Below are 18217 nucleotides of genomic sequence, written 5' to 3' on the forward strand. Positions count from 1 at the left end.
ATCCTTTTATATCCTACCACGTCCACCATTAGTTTACCACGTTTTTTATATCTTAGAAAAAAGAAGACTTGCTAGGGGCTAAACAATCCCCTAGCAAGTCAATTTTTCATCATGATTAAGATTTCGTTTCCTTATCTAAATCCTCTTGTTTATCTTCAATCTGGACTCCTACTACATGGACATTAATTTCTAAAATTTCTAATGCAGTCATATTTTTCAATGTAGATCGAATACTGTCTTGAATTTTTTGAGCTACAGTTGGAATGGATACACCATAATCTAATACAGTGAACACATCAACAACAATCCCTTGATCAGTTAAGTCAACGCGAACACCTTTTCCGTGCTTCTTCTTACCAAAGCGTTCAGTGACGTTTGAAGCTAAATTACCACGCATATTCGCAACGCCTGAAACTTCATTTGCTGCAATACCTGCAATGACTTCAATTACTTCAGGTGCAATTTCTACTTTTCCTAACGTTTGATCGTCACTAACGTTTAATAGTTGCTTATCTTCCATTTAGTTCACCTCTTCAGCCGATTCTTCAGTTAATACATCATACTCTTCTAAGAATTTAGTGTTAAATTCTCCTCCAACAAAAACAGGATGATTCATCATGCGTTTGTGGAATGGAATCGTAGAATGAATTCCTTCAATAATAAACTCATCAAGAGCACGATTCATTCTTTTAACTGCCTCTTCTCTAGTATTACCATAAGTAATTAATTTTGCAATCATTGAATCGTAAAAAGGTGGAATATTCCATCCAGTATAAGCCGCAGAATCAACTCTTACACCTAAACCGCCTGGTGGAAGATACATAGCTACTTTACCTGCTGATGGCATAAAGTTTTTAAATGGATCTTCAGCGTTAATTCTACATTCAATAGCCCATCCTTCGAATTTAATATCTTCTTGTTTAAATGAAAGTTTTTCGCCATTCGCTACTTTAATTTGTTCTTTAATTAAGTCTATTCCAGTTACCATTTCTGTTACCGGGTGTTCAACCTGAATTCTTGTATTCATTTCCATGAAATAGAAGTTTCCTTGTTTACGATCATAAATGAATTCAATTGTACCCGCACCTACATAATCAACAGCCTGAGCAGCCTTTACAGCAGCATTACCCATCTCTTCACGTGTCTTTTCATCTATGGCTGGAGAAGGTGTTTCTTCTATTAATTTTTGTAGACGACGTTGAATCGTACAATCACGTTCACCTAAATGAACTGTGTTTCCATGTTTATCTGCTAAGACTTGTATCTCAACATGTCGGAAGTCCTCTATAAATTTCTCTAAGTAAACACCTGGGTTACCAAATGCTGTTTCGGCTTCATTTTGTGTTAAACGAATTCCTTTGACAAGCTCTTCTTCATCTCTTGCCACTCGTATCCCCTTACCACCACCGCCGGCAGTTGCTTTAATAATAACGGGGTACCCGATTTCTTTAGCAATTTTCTTGCCATCCTCAGCATCTTTAATAATCCCTTCAGAACCAGGTACAATCGGTACATTAGCTTGACGCATAGTTTCGCGAGCTACATCTTTGGTACCCATACGTGAGATAGCATCAGCACTAGGGCCAATAAATGTTACGTTACATGCTTCACACATTTCAGCAAAATCAGCATTCTCTGACAAGAAGCCATAACCTGGGTGTATTGCGTCTGAATCTGTTAATTTTGCAAGGCTCATGATGTTTGTTTTATTTAAATAACTATCTTTACTAGCAGTCGGACCAACGCAATATGCTTCATCCGCTAATTGTACATGTAAAGAATCTTTATCAGCTTCAGAATAAATAGCTACTGTTTCAATTCCTAACTCTTTACAAGCTCTAATAATTCGTACTGCAATTTCTCCTCTATTTGCAATAAGTACTTTTTGGATCACGGACAATCCCTCCTTTATTTCTTTTTCACTCTGAATAATGGTTGTCCGTACTCGACTAATTCACCGTTCTCAACAAGTACTTCTACGATTTCACCTTTAACTTCTGCTTCAATTTCGTTAAATAGCTTCATCGCTTCTACAATACATACAACTGAATTCGCCTCTACTGTCGATCCAGCTTTAACATAAGGATCATCATCCGGCGAAGGAGACTCGTAGAATGTTCCAACCATTGGCGAAACGATTTCATGATCGTAATCAGTTGATGCTTCTGTTGTTTCTTCAACTTTTTCTTCTGTCTTTGGTTCAGTTTTCACCTCAGCTTGTGAAGCTGGATTTGCTGGCTTAGGCTGTTCTACAACTGGTTGTTCAGTTACAGCTTTACTTACAGTTACAACTTCTCCGTCATTCTTTTTTAAAGTTACTTTGGTACCATTTGATTCATAAGTAAAATCTGATATTGAAGATTCATCGATAAGTTTTATTAGTTCTCGAACCTCTTGTACTTTTAACATATTATTGGCACTCCTTTTACTTTTTAATAACAGGTACTAATAATTCCTACTAACATTGTACGACAAGTAACTTATTAACTTCAACTTATCTTTAAGTTTTTTTGTTCAACATTTATAAAACAATAAATCCCATACCTCTTAGATATGGGACTTCAAAAATAGTATTAGTGTTTAGATGTCATCTTCTTGTAAACTTACTCTAACATCCATAATACCAAATTCATCTCTAGCCATTTGCATTAATTGGTTCGCTTCAGTTTTAGATAACTCTTCAGCTATAACTGTAATTGAAACAGTTTCTTCATCTTTTTGAACTAATACATCACGGTAGTCTTTCTCATAACGAATTGTGTTTTCTAAGTAAGATTCTTTCTGAGAAATTGTACGAATATCCTGAATTTGCTCCATTGCTTCATTTACTTCATCTGCTGAAGAATTGGATGAAGCTAAAACCGCTTCCCATTGTTCAATTAATTGTTCTCTAGTATCTTGCTTTTCTAGACGAGTCGTAGCAAACAGATCATCAACACTCATACCAGATACATCGATATTACTTTCTCCTGATTCAGAACCTTCTCCTTCTTCATTGTTATCTTCACCATCATTTGTTTCTTCACCATTTTGGTTCTCTTCCGTATTTTCATCATCATTACCCACAACTTCTACATCATTTGGAGATGTCATATAAAACACGCTTAATACAATTAGTAAACTTAACATTGTAATTAACCATACAGTTTGTTTTTTCAATACCATAAATTATTCCTCCCTATCTTTTGGCAATACTGAAATTCTGTGTGTTGAAACATCTAATAATCTAGAGACTGCTTCAACGACGCTTTGTTTCCGTTGTAAATTATCAACCCCCTCCGCAATGATTAGGACACCTCGAACGGACGGATATTTTTGCTGAATAAGTAATGGTTCTTCAGAATTGTTCTTTCTTAAGATGACTGTTTGGTTTTCGACGGTTTCATCCTCAACCTCTCGAGTTCCACCATTCTGATCTGTTTCGCTTGTCCGTTGGCGACCTGTTATTGTGTTTTTCTCATAAACTTTAAGAGATGATGCTTCCAATTGGAGCATAACTTGTACATTTGAAACGCCTTGTATGGAATTCAAGGCTGTTGCTAACTCATCTTGCATCTGATTTCTTAACTCGCTTGCAACATCATCAGAAGAACTACTCGGCCTCTCTTCACTCTTATCTAGAAATACTTCCTCCTCATTACTGATTGGGGCTGGTTCTTGTGGTTCTGAATTATTACTTGAGAAGATATTTGACACGATCAAAAACAGCAAACCTATTAAACCAATCAGAATGACATAAGACCGTTTTGTCGGTTGATTGCTTTCATCTTTCATTTTGAAAATCTTCTTTAGGCTCTGAAACATCCTTAATCCCCTTCCCAAATAAGTTGAATTTGGTTTTGTGTTATATTTAATTTACTTGCTAACATATCTTTAATTCGTGTTTGTTTTGCTGTATGTTCAGTTTCATCTCTTCTAGATGGAATGCTTATTATTTCTACATTCTGCACTTGGTTGTCCATTTTTTCTTCTAAATAAAATGTTACGGTCTGAATATCTTCTGCACTGTAATTCTCCTGTCCCTCAGCTTCTTCCATAGTGATTTCAATAGAATTCAACTTGAGATTATGCTGTTCTTCTAACTCTTTTTCTACTAACTCACGTATTTCTATCTGTAACTGTTCTAATATATATGCATGTTGTGAAGCTTGTATTTCTATTTTTTTAGAATTTATTTCATCTTCTATGTCATCTCCCAATACCTCTTCCATCTTCAGCTCCCACTCTTTAACAAATTGGTTAGGATTTATATTAAATAATTCCGTTAAAGGGTGAAGAAATAATAAGAAAATGACTAACCCAAACACTAATTTAATAACCTTGTCATGTTTCGTTGAAGGTATTAATAATGAAATAATTGTTGCTAAGAAAATGAAAAATACAATTTGCGAAATCCAGTCTGTAATAAACGACAAATAAGATCACCTCTTATCGGACCATTAAGGTTAAGTTCCCAACGATAATTAACATAACAACAGCGAAGAAGAACATTATTGATACAGCTAGCAAAGCAGCTAATATATAAAATATGTGTTTTCCCATAGTTTCTATTGCATCTGTAATTGGTCCATCTGCCACCGGTTGTAAAAGAGCTGCTGACAATCTAAAAATTAATCCTAAAACAAGGACTTTTAGTACAGGAAACAGTGAGATAATTAATAGAAGAACGACTCCAGCGATCCCGATTGAATTCTTCAATAATACGGATGCTGACAGCACTGTGTCAGTCGCATCCGTAAACATCCTTCCGATGACTGGTATAAAATTGCTAGTAACAAACTTTGCAGCCCTTATGGCCACTCCATCTGCAACTGCTGCATTGACACCTTGTAAAGACATGATAGAAACAAATAATGTTAGAAATACACCTAAAATAACAAAAGCTACTTGTTTTATGAGGTCAGCAAGTTTTGTGACATTATACTCGTTGTTAATCGTACTAGCGATATTCAAAATCGCTGATAGAAAGAACAATGGTAAAACAACCTTACTTATTAAAATCCCACTCACTTGAATGAAAACTAGAATAATAGGAGAAAAGAATGCAACTGACGCGATATTTCCAAAAGCCGCCATAAGGCTTAGCATAAGTGGTAATAATGCAATCATAAAATTGCCCATTCCATCGATGGCATTCGTTGTGTATTGAACAGCATTATAAAAACTTGTTATCGCAATAGTTAATAAAACCCCAAAGATAACCAGATAACTAACATTTGAAACTGTCTTGTTTTCAAAGGATCCAATCAGTAACTTAAGAAATACACTTAAAAGCGTTAGGAATATTAACATTCCTAGGAGTTTGCCATTTACAATCCACTCATCTATAAAAAATTTAAGAATACCTGAAAACCAGTATTTAAAAGTAAATACAGAACCATCTTGTACAGAATCTAACCAATGGTCCTGGCTTGAAAAGGGCAAATATTCTCTATAGTTGGCTAAAACTTGCTGCCATTGTGCCTGCATTTCCTCACTCTCTGTCCATTCTTTAGGCATCTCAAATAGTCGTTCATCATTGGCAAGCACACTAGATTCTGAGAATAGAACTATGAAAATAGCACATATGGTAACGTATCCCAACTTTTTCATAAAACGATCCCTTCTTCATTAACCAGGTATAAAACTCATTAAAGTCTCTAATACTGCAATGAATATTGGTAAAGCGAAAAGCAGGATAAAAATTTTACCTACTAATTCAACTTTTATGGCTATTGCTTCTAAGTCTGCATCCTTTAACAGTTGTGCTGTAAATTCAGTTATGTAGGCAATCCCAATCACTTTAAAAATAGTATCTAGATGGAGTAATGAAACATTAAACCGTGATACGATTTGTTGGATTACATCAAACAGTTGGGAAACCTTGTCCAACACAAATATAAAAACAATTACACCTGTAATAACGATTAACAAAAAACCAATTGTTTCATGCTTCTCGCGCACTAGAATGATTAACATCGCCGCTACAATCACGACAGTAAGCAACTGGAGTATTTGCATTACATAAATAAACCTCTAATGATTTGTAATAAAAATACAGATTTAATTTGTTGGAACAGTCTAGATAGATGATCGACTACAATGACTAGCACTATGACAAACCCAATTAAAGTTGCCCAGTGAGCAATATCTTCTTTTCCCATCTGTTTTAAGATTGTATGGATCATAGCGACGACAATTCCAATTCCCGCTACTTGAAATAACAAATATACATCGGCCATCTACCTTTACCTCCTAGTTCAAATGAATATAAGCGTTAATAATAAACCGAATAATACTCCCAGTGCACGAAACATATTAGAGAAACGCTTTTCCTCTTCTGAGGCATCTGATAATTCCCTCTGAAGGTGTACTTTTGCTAACTGTATTTGCTTTTGTTGTTGTTCCAAATTATGAATACCTAGTGTTTGCCCAAACTGCGTTATAATTTCTTTCTCCCTTTCTTTCATAGCTGTGTGATGCCATTTTTGTATGAAAATTTGTTCCCAAACATCGTTTAATGATTCAGAAGACTTTATAAGTTGTTCTGAAATATCGTAAAATATATAGCCTAATGGTGGGGTTAGCTGTTTGGATATTTTATTTAATACTTGATGAATAGGCTCTTGTCCGTATACCATTTCTGCTTCCATAATTTGAAGCGCATGTAATAACTCACGTATTTGCTTAGGGCGTTTCGCATAATTTCTAGCGATATCGATTCCGACCCACGTGCACGTGAACAGTATCAGAATAGCTCCGATCCACTTCATTTTGATTTCTCCTTATGTGATTCTTAATCATTTTGAATTCTTGATCATAAACTTGTTTCACTTTACCAGGCTCTCTTTTATAATCTAGCAATACAAAACGGTCAAAAACTTGGTCTTGAAACAACGGTTGAATCGAAGGACGTTTCCTAATTTCATTTAAGGTGTATCCGTGAATACTACAAATAACTTGTACACCTGCTAAAACGGCCTCCTTTATACTTCTCACATCTAATTCATCACCGATCTCATCAACAACTAACACTTCTGGAGACATGGACCGAATCATCATCATCATACCTTCTGCTTTTGGGCAGTCAGCCATAACATCTGTACGTGCTCCAACATCATGCTGAGGAACTCCCTCGTATGGAGCTGCAATTTCTGATCGTTCATCTATCAAAGACACTCTCATACCTTTTCGCCCATCAAAACCGTCACTCACTAAACGAACGACATCTCTTAATAAGGTTGTCTTACCAGTCTTTGGCGCACCAATAATCATGGTGTTCAGAACTTTATTAGCTGCTCGATCATAAATGAATGGCATAACATTATTAGCTGTACCTTTATGCTCTTTCGCCACACGAATATTAAATGATGAAATATGTGTAATTGCCTTGACCTTTCCTTGAGATAAAGTTACTTTACCAGCAATTCCGACACGGTGACCTCCACGGATGGTAATATAGCCATTGCGCAATTCTTCCTCCATACGATATACAGAGTGCTGGCTTATTTTCCCTAAAAATTCTTTTGCATCTTTTTCATTAAAAACATACTGTTGGCTAAACTCTGTATGGTCGTGAAAAACAAGCTCTATTGGTTTATTCATCCTTAATCGGACCTCTTCAAGTTGATCTTGTTGTTGAGGATTTAGTTCTAAAATCATAAACTGAATATCCGCTGGCAACATTTCTAAGATCTCTTTCATGTGACATCCTCCTACTTAGATATCACTATTCTATGAATGCTATTTCTTGAATATGAAAAAAGAGTATAGTTAATCTATTAATTTTGAGTTAGGAAATATGAAGAGTTTTTAAAAGAATTTTGAAAACATGAAGGGGGTACATAAGGAAATGAAGCTAAAATAAAAATAACCCGAACAATGACTTGGAATAATAGTCATCGTTCGAGTTACTTGGTTTAGTAAAAAAATTAAGCTCGTGATACGTATTTACCATCCGTTGTACTTACAACTAACATGTCACCTTTATTAACAAAGAAAGGTACTTGAACTATATGGCCAGTCTCTAATGTAGCTGGTTTTGTCCCACCACTAGCTGTGTCACCTTTTACTCCAGGTTCTGTGTCAATCACTTCTAACTCAACGTTATTTGGTAGCTCGATCCCTAGAGTATCACCTTCATACATTAAAACAGTAACTTCCATGTTTTCTTTCATGAAGTTAAGTTCACTTTCAATCGTCTTTGAAGGTATTTCAATTTGTTCGAAAGATTCAGTATCCATAAACGCATGGTTATTACCATCTGCATAAAGGTATTGCATTTTACGACGTTCTAAATGAGCTTTGTTAACCTTTTCACCAGCTCTAAACGTTTTCTCTTGTATATTACCATTCTCTAAATTTCTTAATTTTGAACGAACGAATGCCGCCCCTTTACCTGGCTTAACATGCTGAAACTCAATTACTTGCCAGATTGAGTTATCTAGTTCAATTGTTAATCCAGTCTTAAAATCGTTTACAGAAATCATTATAATTTTCCTCCTCAATACTTATAGAGTTATGAGTTCTTTAGGTGCGAATGTCAAAGATTCATTTCCGTTTTCAGTGATGACTGTATCATCCTCAATTCGGCAACCACCAACATCTGGTACATATATGCCCGGCTCAATTGTAACAACCATTCCAGGCTTTAGTACAGTGTTTGAACGGAAAGATAAACCAGGACCTTCATGCACATCCATTCCTAGACCATGACCAGTCGAGTGACCAAAGTATTCACCATAACCCTTCTCTTTAATGTAATCACGCGTCAGAGCATCTGCTTCAATTCCAGTCATGCCTGCTTTTGTGTACTCCATGCCGCGTTTTTGTGCTTCCAATACTACATCATATATCTCTTTGAGCTTGTCGTCAATTTCTCCAACAGCTACCGTACGAGTAATATCAGAACAATACCCTTTATATAATGCACCAAAATCTAAAGTGACTAATTCACCAGATTGAATTTCCTTCTCTGATGCAACTCCATGTGGCAGTGCAGATCGATACCCTGATGCGACAATAATATCAAATGAAGATGATGTAGCTCCATGACGACGCATAAAGAACTCTAGCTCATTTGAAACATCAATTTCTTTAACACCAGGTTTTATGTAAGATTGAATATGCTCAAATGCATCATCAGCTATTTTTGCAGCTTCTTTTAAAATGCTTAATTCCTCATCTGTCTTTATTAGACGTAACTCTTCAACGACACCTGAAACTGGCACAAATTCTGCACTTAATTCATTATGGTAATTTTCATAAGTTGAGTACGTCATAGTATCTTTTTCAAAACCTAGCTTATTAAGGTTTAATTCTTTTACCTGTTTAGCTACTTCTTCATGAATGGGACCTTTGTGTTCTATAATTTCAAAACCTTTGACTTCATCATTAGCTTGCACCGTATAACGAAAATCTGTAATAAACAGAGCTTGATCCAAGGTAACAAGTACAACCCCAGCAGTACCAGTAAATCCAGTTAAATAGCGTCTATTCTTACCATTCGTAATCAAAATACCATCTAGTTTTTTCTCATTCAGTTTCTCTCTCAAATTACTTAATTTGTTCATTATTAATCCTCTCCCTTTCTATGATCTAATAGTTTCACCAATGCATAAGCTGCGATTAAGTAACCGTCAACCCCAAAACCCATAACTTGCCCAGCTGAAACAGGTGAAATAAGTGATGTTTGGCGGAACTCCTCACGATTATGTATATTTGAGATATGCACTTCAACAACCGGAGGAATAATCGCCTCTATTGCGTCACGAAGTGCAATGCTTGTGTGAGTATATCCTCCAGGATTGAAAATCACTCCTGAGTATTCCTGATGGGCTTTGTGCAATTGGTCAATTAACTCCCCCTCATGATTAGACTGAAATACATCGACTTTTATTCCTTGATTTTTTAAAAAGTCTATGACATCTTTTTCAACATCATGAAGCGTTTTGTTCCCATAAGTTGACTGGTCTCTCTGCCCCAATAAATTCAAGTTTGGACCATTTAACAGTAATACTGGTTTCATGACAATTCCCCTTAATATTCTGTCTATTCATTAGTTTATCATAACTAGACTTCTTTTTGGACATGATTCGCTTCAATTCGACGGTCATGATATTCATATGAAATTGTATACCCTACAAATACGCCATATAATACAAACTGACAAATTGTCGTCACAATTGTGTCGCTTGAAAGATCATAGAATGATGGTACATAGTAGAATAGTGGATTCATAATAATAAACACAAGAACCCACAAACCCATACCAAACATAATGCCTGGCATCATACCGTGTAATTTCTTCATAAGCAAATAATACGCTAATGCTGGTATAATGCCTAAAACAGTTAATATCGCTAAACTAATTAATTCTCCAGTTAGACCTTCCGTCCATCCACCTGAAAAGAATGACCTAAGAATAAATGTAGCATGCGACACCTCAGAAAATTTGAAGAAGTAAGCAATTGAACTAACTATTCCCCAAATAAACGCTCCGACAACACCACAAAACAAACTTTTTAGAAAAACTGATCGTTTACTTTCTTCTTTGTTGTGCTTTCTTGACATCGTACATCCCTCCATGAAAATAGTTTGTACGTTACTTAATGAATCATACCTTGAAATGTTGGTATATACGTTTGTGGTGATTTTTAGTAAAATATACATAGAATACCGTATATTAGTTGTTACACATGGTAAGATATTAATATATTAATTGATACAGTGAAAGGAGTCTGTCATGGGTCAAAAAGCAAAGTATTTCGTTTATGGAATCATTGGTTTAGCTATATTCGGACTCATTTACAATTTATTTGTAAATCCTGTTAACTTCTTTAAAAGTATTCTTATGATGCTAGGGTTTGCTGTTGTGATCGGGGTTGTCATATATTATCTATTTGTTGGTAGACATAAGGGCGGCCAGGACTCTAATTATCGAAAAGCTTTAAAACAATCACGCAAAAAGTACGGCAAAAATACAGTACCTTTCACAAAACAAAATGGCCCAAGTAAGATACAACGCACTACAAAAAAGTCTTCTCATTTGACTGTTATAAAAGGCAATAAAAAATAGCTGAACATATAAATCGTTCAGCTATTTTTTATTTAATTATTTGACCTTTCAAAATAACTTTGAGCGCTGTTTTTTCCTAAATTATATAAATACTCTTTTTGCTCAATACTCAAATCAAAATCTGTTGCCTTTATGTTCTCTTTAATGGGTATAAACATTATGTTTTCCGCTTCATTTGAAGATATGTATTTAGTATCATGAGCATGAATCATCGTAGATATAATCGCTGGTAGCATATCAAATGCGGTTTTGATATGTTGTCCAGGTACCACAGAATCATAAGAGCTTAATTTAATTCCTAATGTTGGCCTATTTTCCTTAAGAGATTCTTGTTGAAATAACCAATAAGGAAAGTTACTTAATGTTCCCCCGTCAATAAAAACATATTGATTTCGACTTTGAGTCGTTAATTTAATGGGTTGAAAGAAATAAGGAATGCTAATGCTAATTCTTACGGCTTTAGAAACTCTAAAAGTATCGGGCTTTATTCCATAAATGTGTTCTAAATCATTAGGAAATACAGCTATTCGACCATTTGTAATATCTGCACCTATAATAAATAACTTTTCTTTTAAATCTTCAAACGTACGAACACCTTTTGCTAATAATAAATCGTCAATCCATTTCTCAATATATTTACCTTGATACAACCCTAAACTATAGTACATCCACAACCATTTTATAAAAGGAATTCGTTTTGCAAGTGGGTGAGGATCTAAAAATTTTTCTGTATCAAGATCATTAATAATTCTTTTAATATCACTGGGCTTATAACCTGCTGCTATAAGTGCTGCAATTAATGCACCTGCAGATGCACCAGCTAACCGACAGAATTCGATACCTCGACGGTCGCACTCGTCTAACGCACCCAAAAATGCAAATGCTTTTATACCTCCACCTGAAAAGACGCCATCAACTTTCATGTGACCCCTCCATCCATTGATGCACATATCATTTTATGTTTGGAGGATAGTAAATAGAACATATAAGAAAAGCGCCTGGTAGCACCAGACGCTTTAATTCTATAAGCCACATTTTAATTGGGCACCACAGTTTGTACAAGTGTTACATCCACCGACATCTTCTATATTACCCTTACGACATACAGGACAAGTATCACCAATTTCTGACCCAATATTGACGTTTGTTTTATCTAATTCTTGGACCGTTTCCATTAACACTACTTTTTTCTCTTCTTCTTCAAATAGCTCCTGTTGTTCTGAGATATCATTTTCTTCTGCTTTCAGAGTTAATACTTGAGTGTCACGGCTACCGTCAACATAGACGGTACCACCTTTTGCTCCACCTCTGTATAGACGGCGATAAACCTTCTCAACTTGATCTACACGGTAACCTTTTGGAGCATTAACGGTTTTAGAAATTGAACTATCAACCCAACGTTGAATAACACATTGTGTATCAGCATGTGCCTCTGGTGATAAATCCATTGCTGTAATAAACCATTTAGGAAGCTCATCTTGTGACGCTTCAGGGTGTTGCTTGTAATACTCTTCAGCGATATCTGCTTTTACTTCAATAAATTTACCTAATCGACCGCTTCGGTAATAAGTAAATGAGAAGTAAGGCTCTAAACCAGTTGAAACACCAACCATTGTACCAGTTGAACCAGTTGGGGCTACTGTTAGTAAATGAGAATTACGAATACCATACTGCAAGATACCTTCTTTAATATCTTCAGGCATTTTTTGCATGTAGCCTGTACTAACAAATTTCTCTCTTAACACTTTTGTTTCATGATCAGTTTCACCAATTAAAAATGGGAAACTACCTTTTTCTTTTGCTAACTCAATAGAAGTTCTATAAGCTGTCGTCGCAATGGTTTCAAAGATTTGATCTACCATTTTATTTCCTTCATCTGAACCGTACTCTGTCTCACAATAGATTAGAAGATCATGTAAACCCATTACTCCTAAACCGACACGGCGCTCACCAAGAGCTTGCACTCTATTTTCGTCTAAGAAATAAGGTGTCGCATCAATGACGTTATCTTGCATTCTAACTCCAACTTCGACCGTCTGTTTTAATTGTTCTAAGTCAGGTTTCTTTGATTCTTTATCTGCTATATTAGCTAAGTTAACGGCAGCTAAGTTACAGACAGAATATGGTGCGAGGGGTTGTTCTCCACATGGATTTGTTGCAACCACTTTTTGACCATAAGCCTTAGCATTGGTTTCTTTATTCGCATTATCTATAAAGAAAATACCAGGTTCGGCAGAGTAAGTCGCACAGATGTTAATAAGATCCCAAAGTTCTTTCGCTTTAATGCGTTTATAAACTCTAATACCGTAACCTAAGTTTTCCCAATCTCTTACGTCTCCATATTCATGCCAGTGCTCGTTGTAAAATTCCATCTCTTGTTCTGAATAGTTTTCTACATCTGGAAAGCGTAAATCATACTCAAGATCATTCTCTACCGCTTCCATAAATTCATCTGTGATACATACAGAAATGTTAGCCCCCGTTAGAAAATCCGGGTTATGAACACTATATGTTCCACCATCTCTAAGTTTAGATTCTGCTTCTCTAATATTTTCATCAGAAAAACCACCTTGTCCAGGAATATGTTTGTAGTTAACAATCCCCTGGTACATCTGCTCTTCAGCTGTGGTTAATGGGGTGAACTTTAATTTATCTTTAGCTAACTGCTGAATAGTTTCATCCTCTATGTTTTCTATTAAATATCTAAGAATCCTAGGGTTTTGCATTTTAGAAATAATGAATTCTATAACATCTGGATGCCAATCATTAAGCATAATCATTTGAGCACCGCGCCTTGATCCGCCCTGTTCTACTAAATGCGTTAGTTTCGCTATATCATCTAGCCAAGATACGGAACCAGATGACTTACCATTTACACCTCTAGCTAAAGCATTTCGAGGTCTAAGTGTCGAACCATTCGTTCCAACGCCGCCACCACGTGACATAATCTCCATTACTTGTTTGCGGTGATCACTAATCCCTTCTCTTGAATCTTTCACAAACGGCATCACATAACAGTTAAAATACGTCACGTCTGTGTTCGACCCTGCACCATAAAGAACTCTACCTGCTGGAATGAAGTTTAAATTAGATAGTTCTTCATTGAATTTCTCAAACCATTCCTGCCTTTTTTCTGATGTGCGCTCAACTTCAGCTAGTCCAGTCGCATTACGTCGAGCAATCTGTTCATAGTAGATTTCTAACGGTTTATCAATTGCACTGATCGATCGTTCTACAATACCCGTCTCCTGCTCCGACTCTTTCTCTAATACATGTATAAAGTCTTCTTCTACTTTAATTTTAGCCTTTTTAGTTTCTTGATTAATTGATACAATATATCCTGTACCTCTAGCTGGAAATTTTGGGTCGTCTTTAACTGTTAAGACAACAAAATCTCCTTCTTTTAATGTTTTCTTTTCTGTGTCTTTAAAGGCATATCGGTCTAACATAACCAACCTTGACACACCTTTATGCGTTGTATGCATATCTTTGGTGATGGGATGTACTTGTGGAAACTGTTTGATATCATCATTCAAACGGTCCACATCAATTTGAAAATCCCTAGTTTTCACACCTTGCATGTTGCCCCTCCTCATTCGACAAATTATTTATTGGTCAAATTTTCTTGATGAGTTAAATGTAACAGAACCAAAATTTATTTTCAATATATAGTGTGAACTTTTTAATATTATCACTATATATTGTGTCGTAAAGCATAACCATCAATTAAAGTCAACCGAAAAAATTGTCGAATTTAAATTAAAAATCAATAGAAGTTTACTACTTAACATATTTTCTCTTTGAATATTAAAGCCATGCCTTATATAATATAATATAGACAGAGAACAGAGAGAGGGGATCATAATGGAGATCATCTTATCTATCTTAATTGTTATTGCTGCTTTTATTCTAATTGGTGTCTTTCGATATATTAGAACCAATAAATTTTTAAACACTTTAACTGAATCACAATTTATTGAAGGCTATCGTAAAGCTCAATTAATTGATGTTCGTGAACCTAACGAATTTGAAAGAGGACATATACTAGGTGCGCGTAACATTCCAATGTCACAATTAAAACAACGTTTACAAGAAATTCGTCCTGACAAGCCGGTTTATTTATATTGTCAAAGCGGACAGCGTTCTTTAAGAGCTGCAACAATACTAAAGAAGCAAGGTTATCAGGATCTAAACCATCTTAAAGGTGGCTTTCGTAAGTGGACAGGTAAGGTAAAAGTGAAGAAGAAAGCATATTAAGATTCCAGAGCTCATCTGGAATCTTTTTATATCCCAAATTTAAAACACCTCTATATATGGATATTTTCCACTATAGAGGTGTTTTGAAATTAGTCTTTATAATAACGTAAAACTGGTTTTCTAGCTGCTTGTGTTTCATCTAGTCGACTTATAACAGTCGTATGTGGTGCTTCTTGAACTACTTCTGGGTCTTCTTTAGCCTCATTAGAAATTTGAATCATTGCATCAACGAATTCATCTAGAGTTTCTTTAGACTCTGTTTCTGTTGGTTCAACCATTAAGGCTTCTTCCACATTTAACGGGAAGTATATTGTCGGTGGATGATAACCAAAGTCTAATAAGCGTTTTGCAATGTCTAATGTACGAACTCCTAATTTCTTCTGATTCTTACCTGATAGCACAAATTCGTGTTTACAATGTTGTTTAAATGGTAACTCATACTCATCTTGTAAACGACGCATCATGTAGTTCGCATTTAATACAGCATTCTCACTAACTTGTTTTAAGCCATCTGGACCCATAGAACGAATATAAGTATATGCTCTTACATTAATTCCGAAGTTGCCATAGTATGGTTTTACACGACCAATTGAATCTGGACGGTCGTTATCAAAGAAATACTTCTCACCATTACTTGTTAATACTGGCTTAGGGAGATATTTAGCTAACTCCTCTGATACACCAACTGGTCCTGAACCAGGTCCACCACCACCGTGAGGGCCTGTGAATGTTTTATGAAGATTCAAGTGAACAACATCAAATCCCATATCGCCAGGACGCGCATAACCCATAATTGCATTTAAGTTAGCTCCATCATAGTATAAACGTCCTCCGGCTTCATGAATGATGTTAGCCATCTCAACAATATGTTCTTCAAAAAGACCTAACGTATTTGGATTTGTCAGCATAAGAGCTGCCGTGTCATCACCCACAACACGTTTTAGGTCTTCTAGATCCACTAAGCCACGTTCATCTGATTTAACTGTAACTGCGTCAAATCCTGCAACGGTTGCTGAAGCTGGGTTCGTACCGTGCGCTGAATCAGGAACGATGACTTTCGTACGATTATAGTCACCATTCGCTTCATGGAAAGCACGAATCATCATAAGTCCAGTCCACTCACCATGTGCACCAGCTGCTGGTTGTAGTGTCACTTCGTGCATTCCTGTTATTTCAGCTAATGTTGTTTGTAAATCGTACATTAAACCAAGTGCACCTTGAACAGTATCTTCATCTTGATATGGGTGAATTTGACTTAGTCCTGGAATACGAGCAACATCTTCATTAATTTTAGGATTATACTTCATTGTACAAGAACCTAATGGATAGAAGCCTGAATCTACACCATGATTACGTTTAGATAGTGCGGTATAATGACGCATAATTTGAAGTTCACTTACTTCTGGTAATTCTGGTGCTTCAGAACGAATATAGTCAGGTCCAAATTCTTGATCGATGTCTACATCTGGTACATCATTTTCAGGTAAGCTATATCCAACTCTTCCTTCTTGACTGAGTTCAAAAATTACTGGGAAGTCTTTTTTATTAGCCATTGATATCACCCAATTCTTTTACAAATTGATCAATCTCTTCTTTAGTACGGATTTCAGTTACCGCAACAAGTAAATGCTGTTTCCAACCGTCTCTTACTCTTCCTAGATCAAAACCACCGATATACCCTTTATCAACTAATTTTTGATTAATTTCTTTAATATCTTTGTTAACTTTTACAACAAACTCGTTAAAGAATGGTCCAGTGTAAACAACTTCAAAACCAGCTTCTTCAAATTGCTTTTTAGCATAACGTGCTTTCTTCATATTTAGAACAGCCATCTCTTTAACACCTTGTTTACCTAATGCAGTCATGGCAACAGAAGATGCTAAAGCATTTAAAGCTTGGTTAGAGCAAATATTTGATGTAGCTTTATCACGACGGATATGTTGTTCACGTGCTTGTAATGTTAATACAAAACCACGTTGGCCCTCTTCATCTACTGTTTCACCTACTAAACGTCCTGGAACTTTTCTCATTAATTTCTTAGTCGTTGCAAAGTAACCACAATGAGGCCCCCCAAATTGTGCTGGAATACCAAAGACCTGAGCATCCCCGACAACAATATCTGCACCAAATTCGCCCGGTGGTGTTAAATAACCTAAAGCAAGTGGGTTACTAGATACTAACATCATCGTCTTTTTCTGTTTAGAAATTAATTCATTTACTTCTTTTAGAGGTTCAACTTGCCCTAAGAAGTTAGGGTATTGAAGTACAACACTAGCTGTATCTTCATCTAATTCTTGTTCCAATTGTTCTAAATCCGTTAAACCATCTTTTACATCAATCTCAACAATCTCAAGACCCGGTCCTTTTACATAAGTATGTATTACTTCTAACGACTCAGGATGGATTGCTTTTGATACTAGAACTTTCTTCTTTCTAGTTTGACCTGCAGATAAATTAACAGCTTCTGCTAGAGCAGTCCCTCCATCATACATAGATGAGTTAGAAACTTCCATACCTGTTAGTTCACTAATCATTGTTTGGAATTCAAAAATCGCTTGGAGCTCACCTTGAGAAATTTCTGGTTGATAAGGCGTATAAGCTGTATAGAATTCTGACCTAGAGATCACATGATCAACAATTGATGGGATATAGTGTTGATAAACACCCGCACCTAAAAAAGATGTATGGCTTTGTAAATTAACATTTTGATCTGCCAATTCCATTAGCTCTTTCTTTAATTCATGTTCATTTTTAGCAGGCTTTATTTTGAGCTCGCCGTTAAAGCGCACCTCTTTTGGAATATCAGCAAATAAGTCTTCAGTTGATTCAACTCCAATTGTCTCAAGCATCGCTTTTTTATCTTCTTCTGTCATAGGAATATAACGATGTTGCACGAACGGTCA

Annotated in this window: 21 protein-coding genes; 2 read left to right on the forward strand and 19 right to left on the reverse strand. The window is 35.8% G+C overall.

The window, feature by feature from the left end:
- Positions 1-115 precede the first annotated feature (115 nt).
- The 15 genes from ACTWQB_RS07820 to ACTWQB_RS07890 all read right to left on the reverse strand — a co-directional run bounded on the left by ACTWQB_RS07820 (position 116) and on the right by ACTWQB_RS07890 (position 10551).
- On the reverse strand, positions 116-520 hold the full coding sequence (locus tag ACTWQB_RS07820) for an Asp23/Gls24 family envelope stress response protein (protein WP_443138635.1): 405 nt from the start codon (positions 518-520) through the stop codon (positions 116-118).
- The gene (accC, locus tag ACTWQB_RS07825; RefSeq protein WP_443138636.1) at positions 521-1894 is read right to left on the reverse strand and encodes an acetyl-CoA carboxylase biotin carboxylase subunit; all 1374 of its coding nucleotides are present in this window, start codon (positions 1892-1894) and stop codon (positions 521-523) included.
- Between the two features lie 14 nt (positions 1895-1908).
- Complete coding sequence (gene accB / locus ACTWQB_RS07830) at positions 1909-2409, reverse strand: acetyl-CoA carboxylase biotin carboxyl carrier protein (protein WP_443138637.1); 501 nt, start codon at positions 2407-2409, stop codon at positions 1909-1911.
- Between the two features lie 171 nt (positions 2410-2580).
- The gene (locus ACTWQB_RS07835; RefSeq protein WP_443138638.1) at positions 2581-3165 is read right to left on the reverse strand and encodes a SpoIIIAH-like family protein; all 585 of its coding nucleotides are present in this window, start codon (positions 3163-3165) and stop codon (positions 2581-2583) included.
- A gap of 3 nt (positions 3166-3168) precedes the next feature.
- Positions 3169-3804: a stage III sporulation protein AG gene (gene spoIIIAG, locus ACTWQB_RS07840; RefSeq protein WP_443138639.1), complete on the reverse strand. Its 636-nt coding sequence runs from the start codon at positions 3802-3804 to the stop codon at positions 3169-3171.
- A 2-nt stretch (positions 3805-3806) separates the two neighbouring features.
- Positions 3807-4415, reverse strand: a complete 609-nt coding sequence (gene spoIIIAF, locus ACTWQB_RS07845; RefSeq protein WP_443138640.1) for a stage III sporulation protein AF — start codon at positions 4413-4415, stop codon at positions 3807-3809.
- Between the two features lie 13 nt (positions 4416-4428).
- Positions 4429-5592 (reverse strand): stage III sporulation protein AE, encoded by a 1164-nt coding sequence (gene spoIIIAE / locus ACTWQB_RS07850; protein WP_443138641.1) that lies wholly within the window; start codon positions 5590-5592, stop codon positions 4429-4431.
- An 18-nt stretch (positions 5593-5610) separates the two neighbouring features.
- A complete protein-coding gene (spoIIIAD, locus tag ACTWQB_RS07855; RefSeq protein ID WP_443138642.1) occupies positions 5611-5985 on the reverse strand; it encodes a stage III sporulation protein AD in 375 nt (124 codons plus the stop codon).
- 14 nt (positions 5986-5999) lie between these two features.
- Positions 6000-6221 carry a stage III sporulation protein AC gene (gene spoIIIAC, locus ACTWQB_RS07860; RefSeq protein WP_443138643.1) on the reverse strand — a complete coding sequence of 74 codons (222 nt, stop codon included), beginning with the start codon at positions 6219-6221 and terminating at the stop codon, positions 6000-6002.
- Positions 6222-6239: 18 nt separating this feature from the next.
- Positions 6240-6752, reverse strand: coding sequence for a stage III sporulation protein SpoIIIAB (spoIIIAB, locus tag ACTWQB_RS07865; RefSeq protein WP_443138644.1), 513 nt, complete (start codon positions 6750-6752; stop codon positions 6240-6242).
- Entirely contained in the window at positions 6688-7683 is a 996-nt protein-coding gene (gene spoIIIAA / locus ACTWQB_RS07870) for a stage III sporulation protein AA (RefSeq protein ID WP_443138645.1), read from the reverse strand. Before spoIIIAA ends, spoIIIAB begins: the two co-directional genes overlap by 65 nt.
- 227 nt (positions 7684-7910) lie before the next feature.
- A complete protein-coding gene (efp, locus tag ACTWQB_RS07875) occupies positions 7911-8468 on the reverse strand; it encodes an elongation factor P (protein ID WP_443138646.1) in 558 nt (185 codons plus the stop codon).
- A 21-nt stretch (positions 8469-8489) separates the two neighbouring features.
- Positions 8490-9551 (reverse strand): M24 family metallopeptidase, encoded by a 1062-nt coding sequence (locus ACTWQB_RS07880; protein WP_443138647.1) that lies wholly within the window; start codon positions 9549-9551, stop codon positions 8490-8492.
- Positions 9552-9553: 2 nt separating this feature from the next.
- Positions 9554-10006: a type II 3-dehydroquinate dehydratase gene (aroQ, locus tag ACTWQB_RS07885; protein WP_443138648.1), complete on the reverse strand. Its 453-nt coding sequence runs from the start codon at positions 10004-10006 to the stop codon at positions 9554-9556.
- Positions 10007-10050: 44 nt separating this feature from the next.
- On the reverse strand, positions 10051-10551 hold the full coding sequence (locus tag ACTWQB_RS07890; RefSeq protein ID WP_443138649.1) for a YqhR family membrane protein: 501 nt from the start codon (positions 10549-10551) through the stop codon (positions 10051-10053).
- 172 nt (positions 10552-10723) lie between these two features.
- Between ACTWQB_RS07890 and ACTWQB_RS07895 the strand changes: the two genes are divergently transcribed.
- Positions 10724-11056 (forward strand): SA1362 family protein, encoded by a 333-nt coding sequence (locus ACTWQB_RS07895; RefSeq protein ID WP_443138650.1) that lies wholly within the window; start codon positions 10724-10726, stop codon positions 11054-11056.
- 32 nt (positions 11057-11088) lie between these two features.
- Here ACTWQB_RS07895 and ACTWQB_RS07900 read toward each other — a convergent pair whose 3' ends face one another.
- The gene (locus ACTWQB_RS07900; RefSeq protein ID WP_443138651.1) at positions 11089-11979 is read right to left on the reverse strand and encodes a patatin-like phospholipase family protein; all 891 of its coding nucleotides are present in this window, start codon (positions 11977-11979) and stop codon (positions 11089-11091) included.
- Positions 11980-12078: 99 nt separating this feature from the next.
- The gene (locus ACTWQB_RS07905; RefSeq protein WP_443138652.1) at positions 12079-14637 is read right to left on the reverse strand and encodes a vitamin B12-dependent ribonucleotide reductase; all 2559 of its coding nucleotides are present in this window, start codon (positions 14635-14637) and stop codon (positions 12079-12081) included.
- A gap of 283 nt (positions 14638-14920) precedes the next feature.
- On the opposite strand from ACTWQB_RS07905, the gene ACTWQB_RS07910 reads away from it, so the two are divergent.
- The gene (locus tag ACTWQB_RS07910) at positions 14921-15313 is read left to right on the forward strand and encodes a rhodanese-like domain-containing protein (protein WP_443138653.1); all 393 of its coding nucleotides are present in this window, start codon (positions 14921-14923) and stop codon (positions 15311-15313) included.
- A gap of 89 nt (positions 15314-15402) precedes the next feature.
- On the opposite strand, the gene gcvPB is transcribed toward ACTWQB_RS07910, so the two are convergent.
- Both gcvPB and gcvPA read right to left on the reverse strand, forming a co-directional pair.
- Positions 15403-16866: an aminomethyl-transferring glycine dehydrogenase subunit GcvPB gene (gcvPB, locus tag ACTWQB_RS07915; RefSeq protein ID WP_443138654.1), complete on the reverse strand. Its 1464-nt coding sequence runs from the start codon at positions 16864-16866 to the stop codon at positions 15403-15405.
- Entirely contained in the window at positions 16859-18208 is a 1350-nt protein-coding gene (gene gcvPA, locus ACTWQB_RS07920) for an aminomethyl-transferring glycine dehydrogenase subunit GcvPA (protein WP_443138655.1), read from the reverse strand. Before gcvPA ends, gcvPB begins: the two co-directional genes overlap by 8 nt.
- Between the last annotated feature and the right edge of the window lie 9 nt (positions 18209-18217).

Source organism: Piscibacillus sp. B03 (genome assembly GCF_052246295.1).
Classification (GTDB): Bacteria; Bacillota; Bacilli; order Bacillales; family Alkalibacillaceae; genus Piscibacillus.

Excerpts from the sequence above, each read along its gene's own strand:
- ACTWQB_RS07820 (WP_443138635.1), bottom strand. The coding sequence starts at position 520 with ATGGAAGATAAGCAACTATTAAACGTTAGTGACGATCAAACGTTAGGA.
- accB (WP_443138637.1), bottom strand. The coding sequence starts at position 2,409 with ATGTTAAAAGTACAAGAGGTTCGAGAACTAATAAAACTTATCGATGAA.
- ACTWQB_RS07835 (WP_443138638.1), bottom strand. The coding sequence starts at position 3,165 with ATGGTATTGAAAAAACAAACTGTATGGTTAATTACAATGTTAAGTTTA.
- spoIIIAG (WP_443138639.1), bottom strand. The coding sequence starts at position 3,804 with ATGTTTCAGAGCCTAAAGAAGATTTTCAAAATGAAAGATGAAAGCAAT.
- spoIIIAE (WP_443138641.1), bottom strand. The coding sequence starts at position 5,592 with ATGAAAAAGTTGGGATACGTTACCATATGTGCTATTTTCATAGTTCTA.
- spoIIIAC (WP_443138643.1), bottom strand. The coding sequence starts at position 6,221 with ATGGCCGATGTATATTTGTTATTTCAAGTAGCGGGAATTGGAATTGTC.
- spoIIIAB (WP_443138644.1), bottom strand. The coding sequence starts at position 6,752 with ATGAAGTGGATCGGAGCTATTCTGATACTGTTCACGTGCACGTGGGTC.
- spoIIIAA (WP_443138645.1), bottom strand. The coding sequence starts at position 7,683 with ATGAAAGAGATCTTAGAAATGTTGCCAGCGGATATTCAGTTTATGATT.
- efp (WP_443138646.1), bottom strand. The coding sequence starts at position 8,468 with ATGATTTCTGTAAACGATTTTAAGACTGGATTAACAATTGAACTAGAT.
- ACTWQB_RS07880 (WP_443138647.1), bottom strand. The coding sequence starts at position 9,551 with ATGAACAAATTAAGTAATTTGAGAGAGAAACTGAATGAGAAAAAACTA.
- aroQ (WP_443138648.1), bottom strand. The coding sequence starts at position 10,006 with ATGAAACCAGTATTACTGTTAAATGGTCCAAACTTGAATTTATTGGGG.
- ACTWQB_RS07890 (WP_443138649.1), bottom strand. The coding sequence starts at position 10,551 with ATGTCAAGAAAGCACAACAAAGAAGAAAGTAAACGATCAGTTTTTCTA.
- ACTWQB_RS07895 (WP_443138650.1), top strand. The coding sequence starts at position 10,724 with ATGGGTCAAAAAGCAAAGTATTTCGTTTATGGAATCATTGGTTTAGCT.
- ACTWQB_RS07900 (WP_443138651.1), bottom strand. The coding sequence starts at position 11,979 with ATGAAAGTTGATGGCGTCTTTTCAGGTGGAGGTATAAAAGCATTTGCA.
- ACTWQB_RS07905 (WP_443138652.1), bottom strand. The coding sequence starts at position 14,637 with ATGCAAGGTGTGAAAACTAGGGATTTTCAAATTGATGTGGACCGTTTG.
- ACTWQB_RS07910 (WP_443138653.1), top strand. The coding sequence starts at position 14,921 with ATGGAGATCATCTTATCTATCTTAATTGTTATTGCTGCTTTTATTCTA.
- gcvPB (WP_443138654.1), bottom strand. The coding sequence starts at position 16,866 with ATGGCTAATAAAAAAGACTTCCCAGTAATTTTTGAACTCAGTCAAGAA.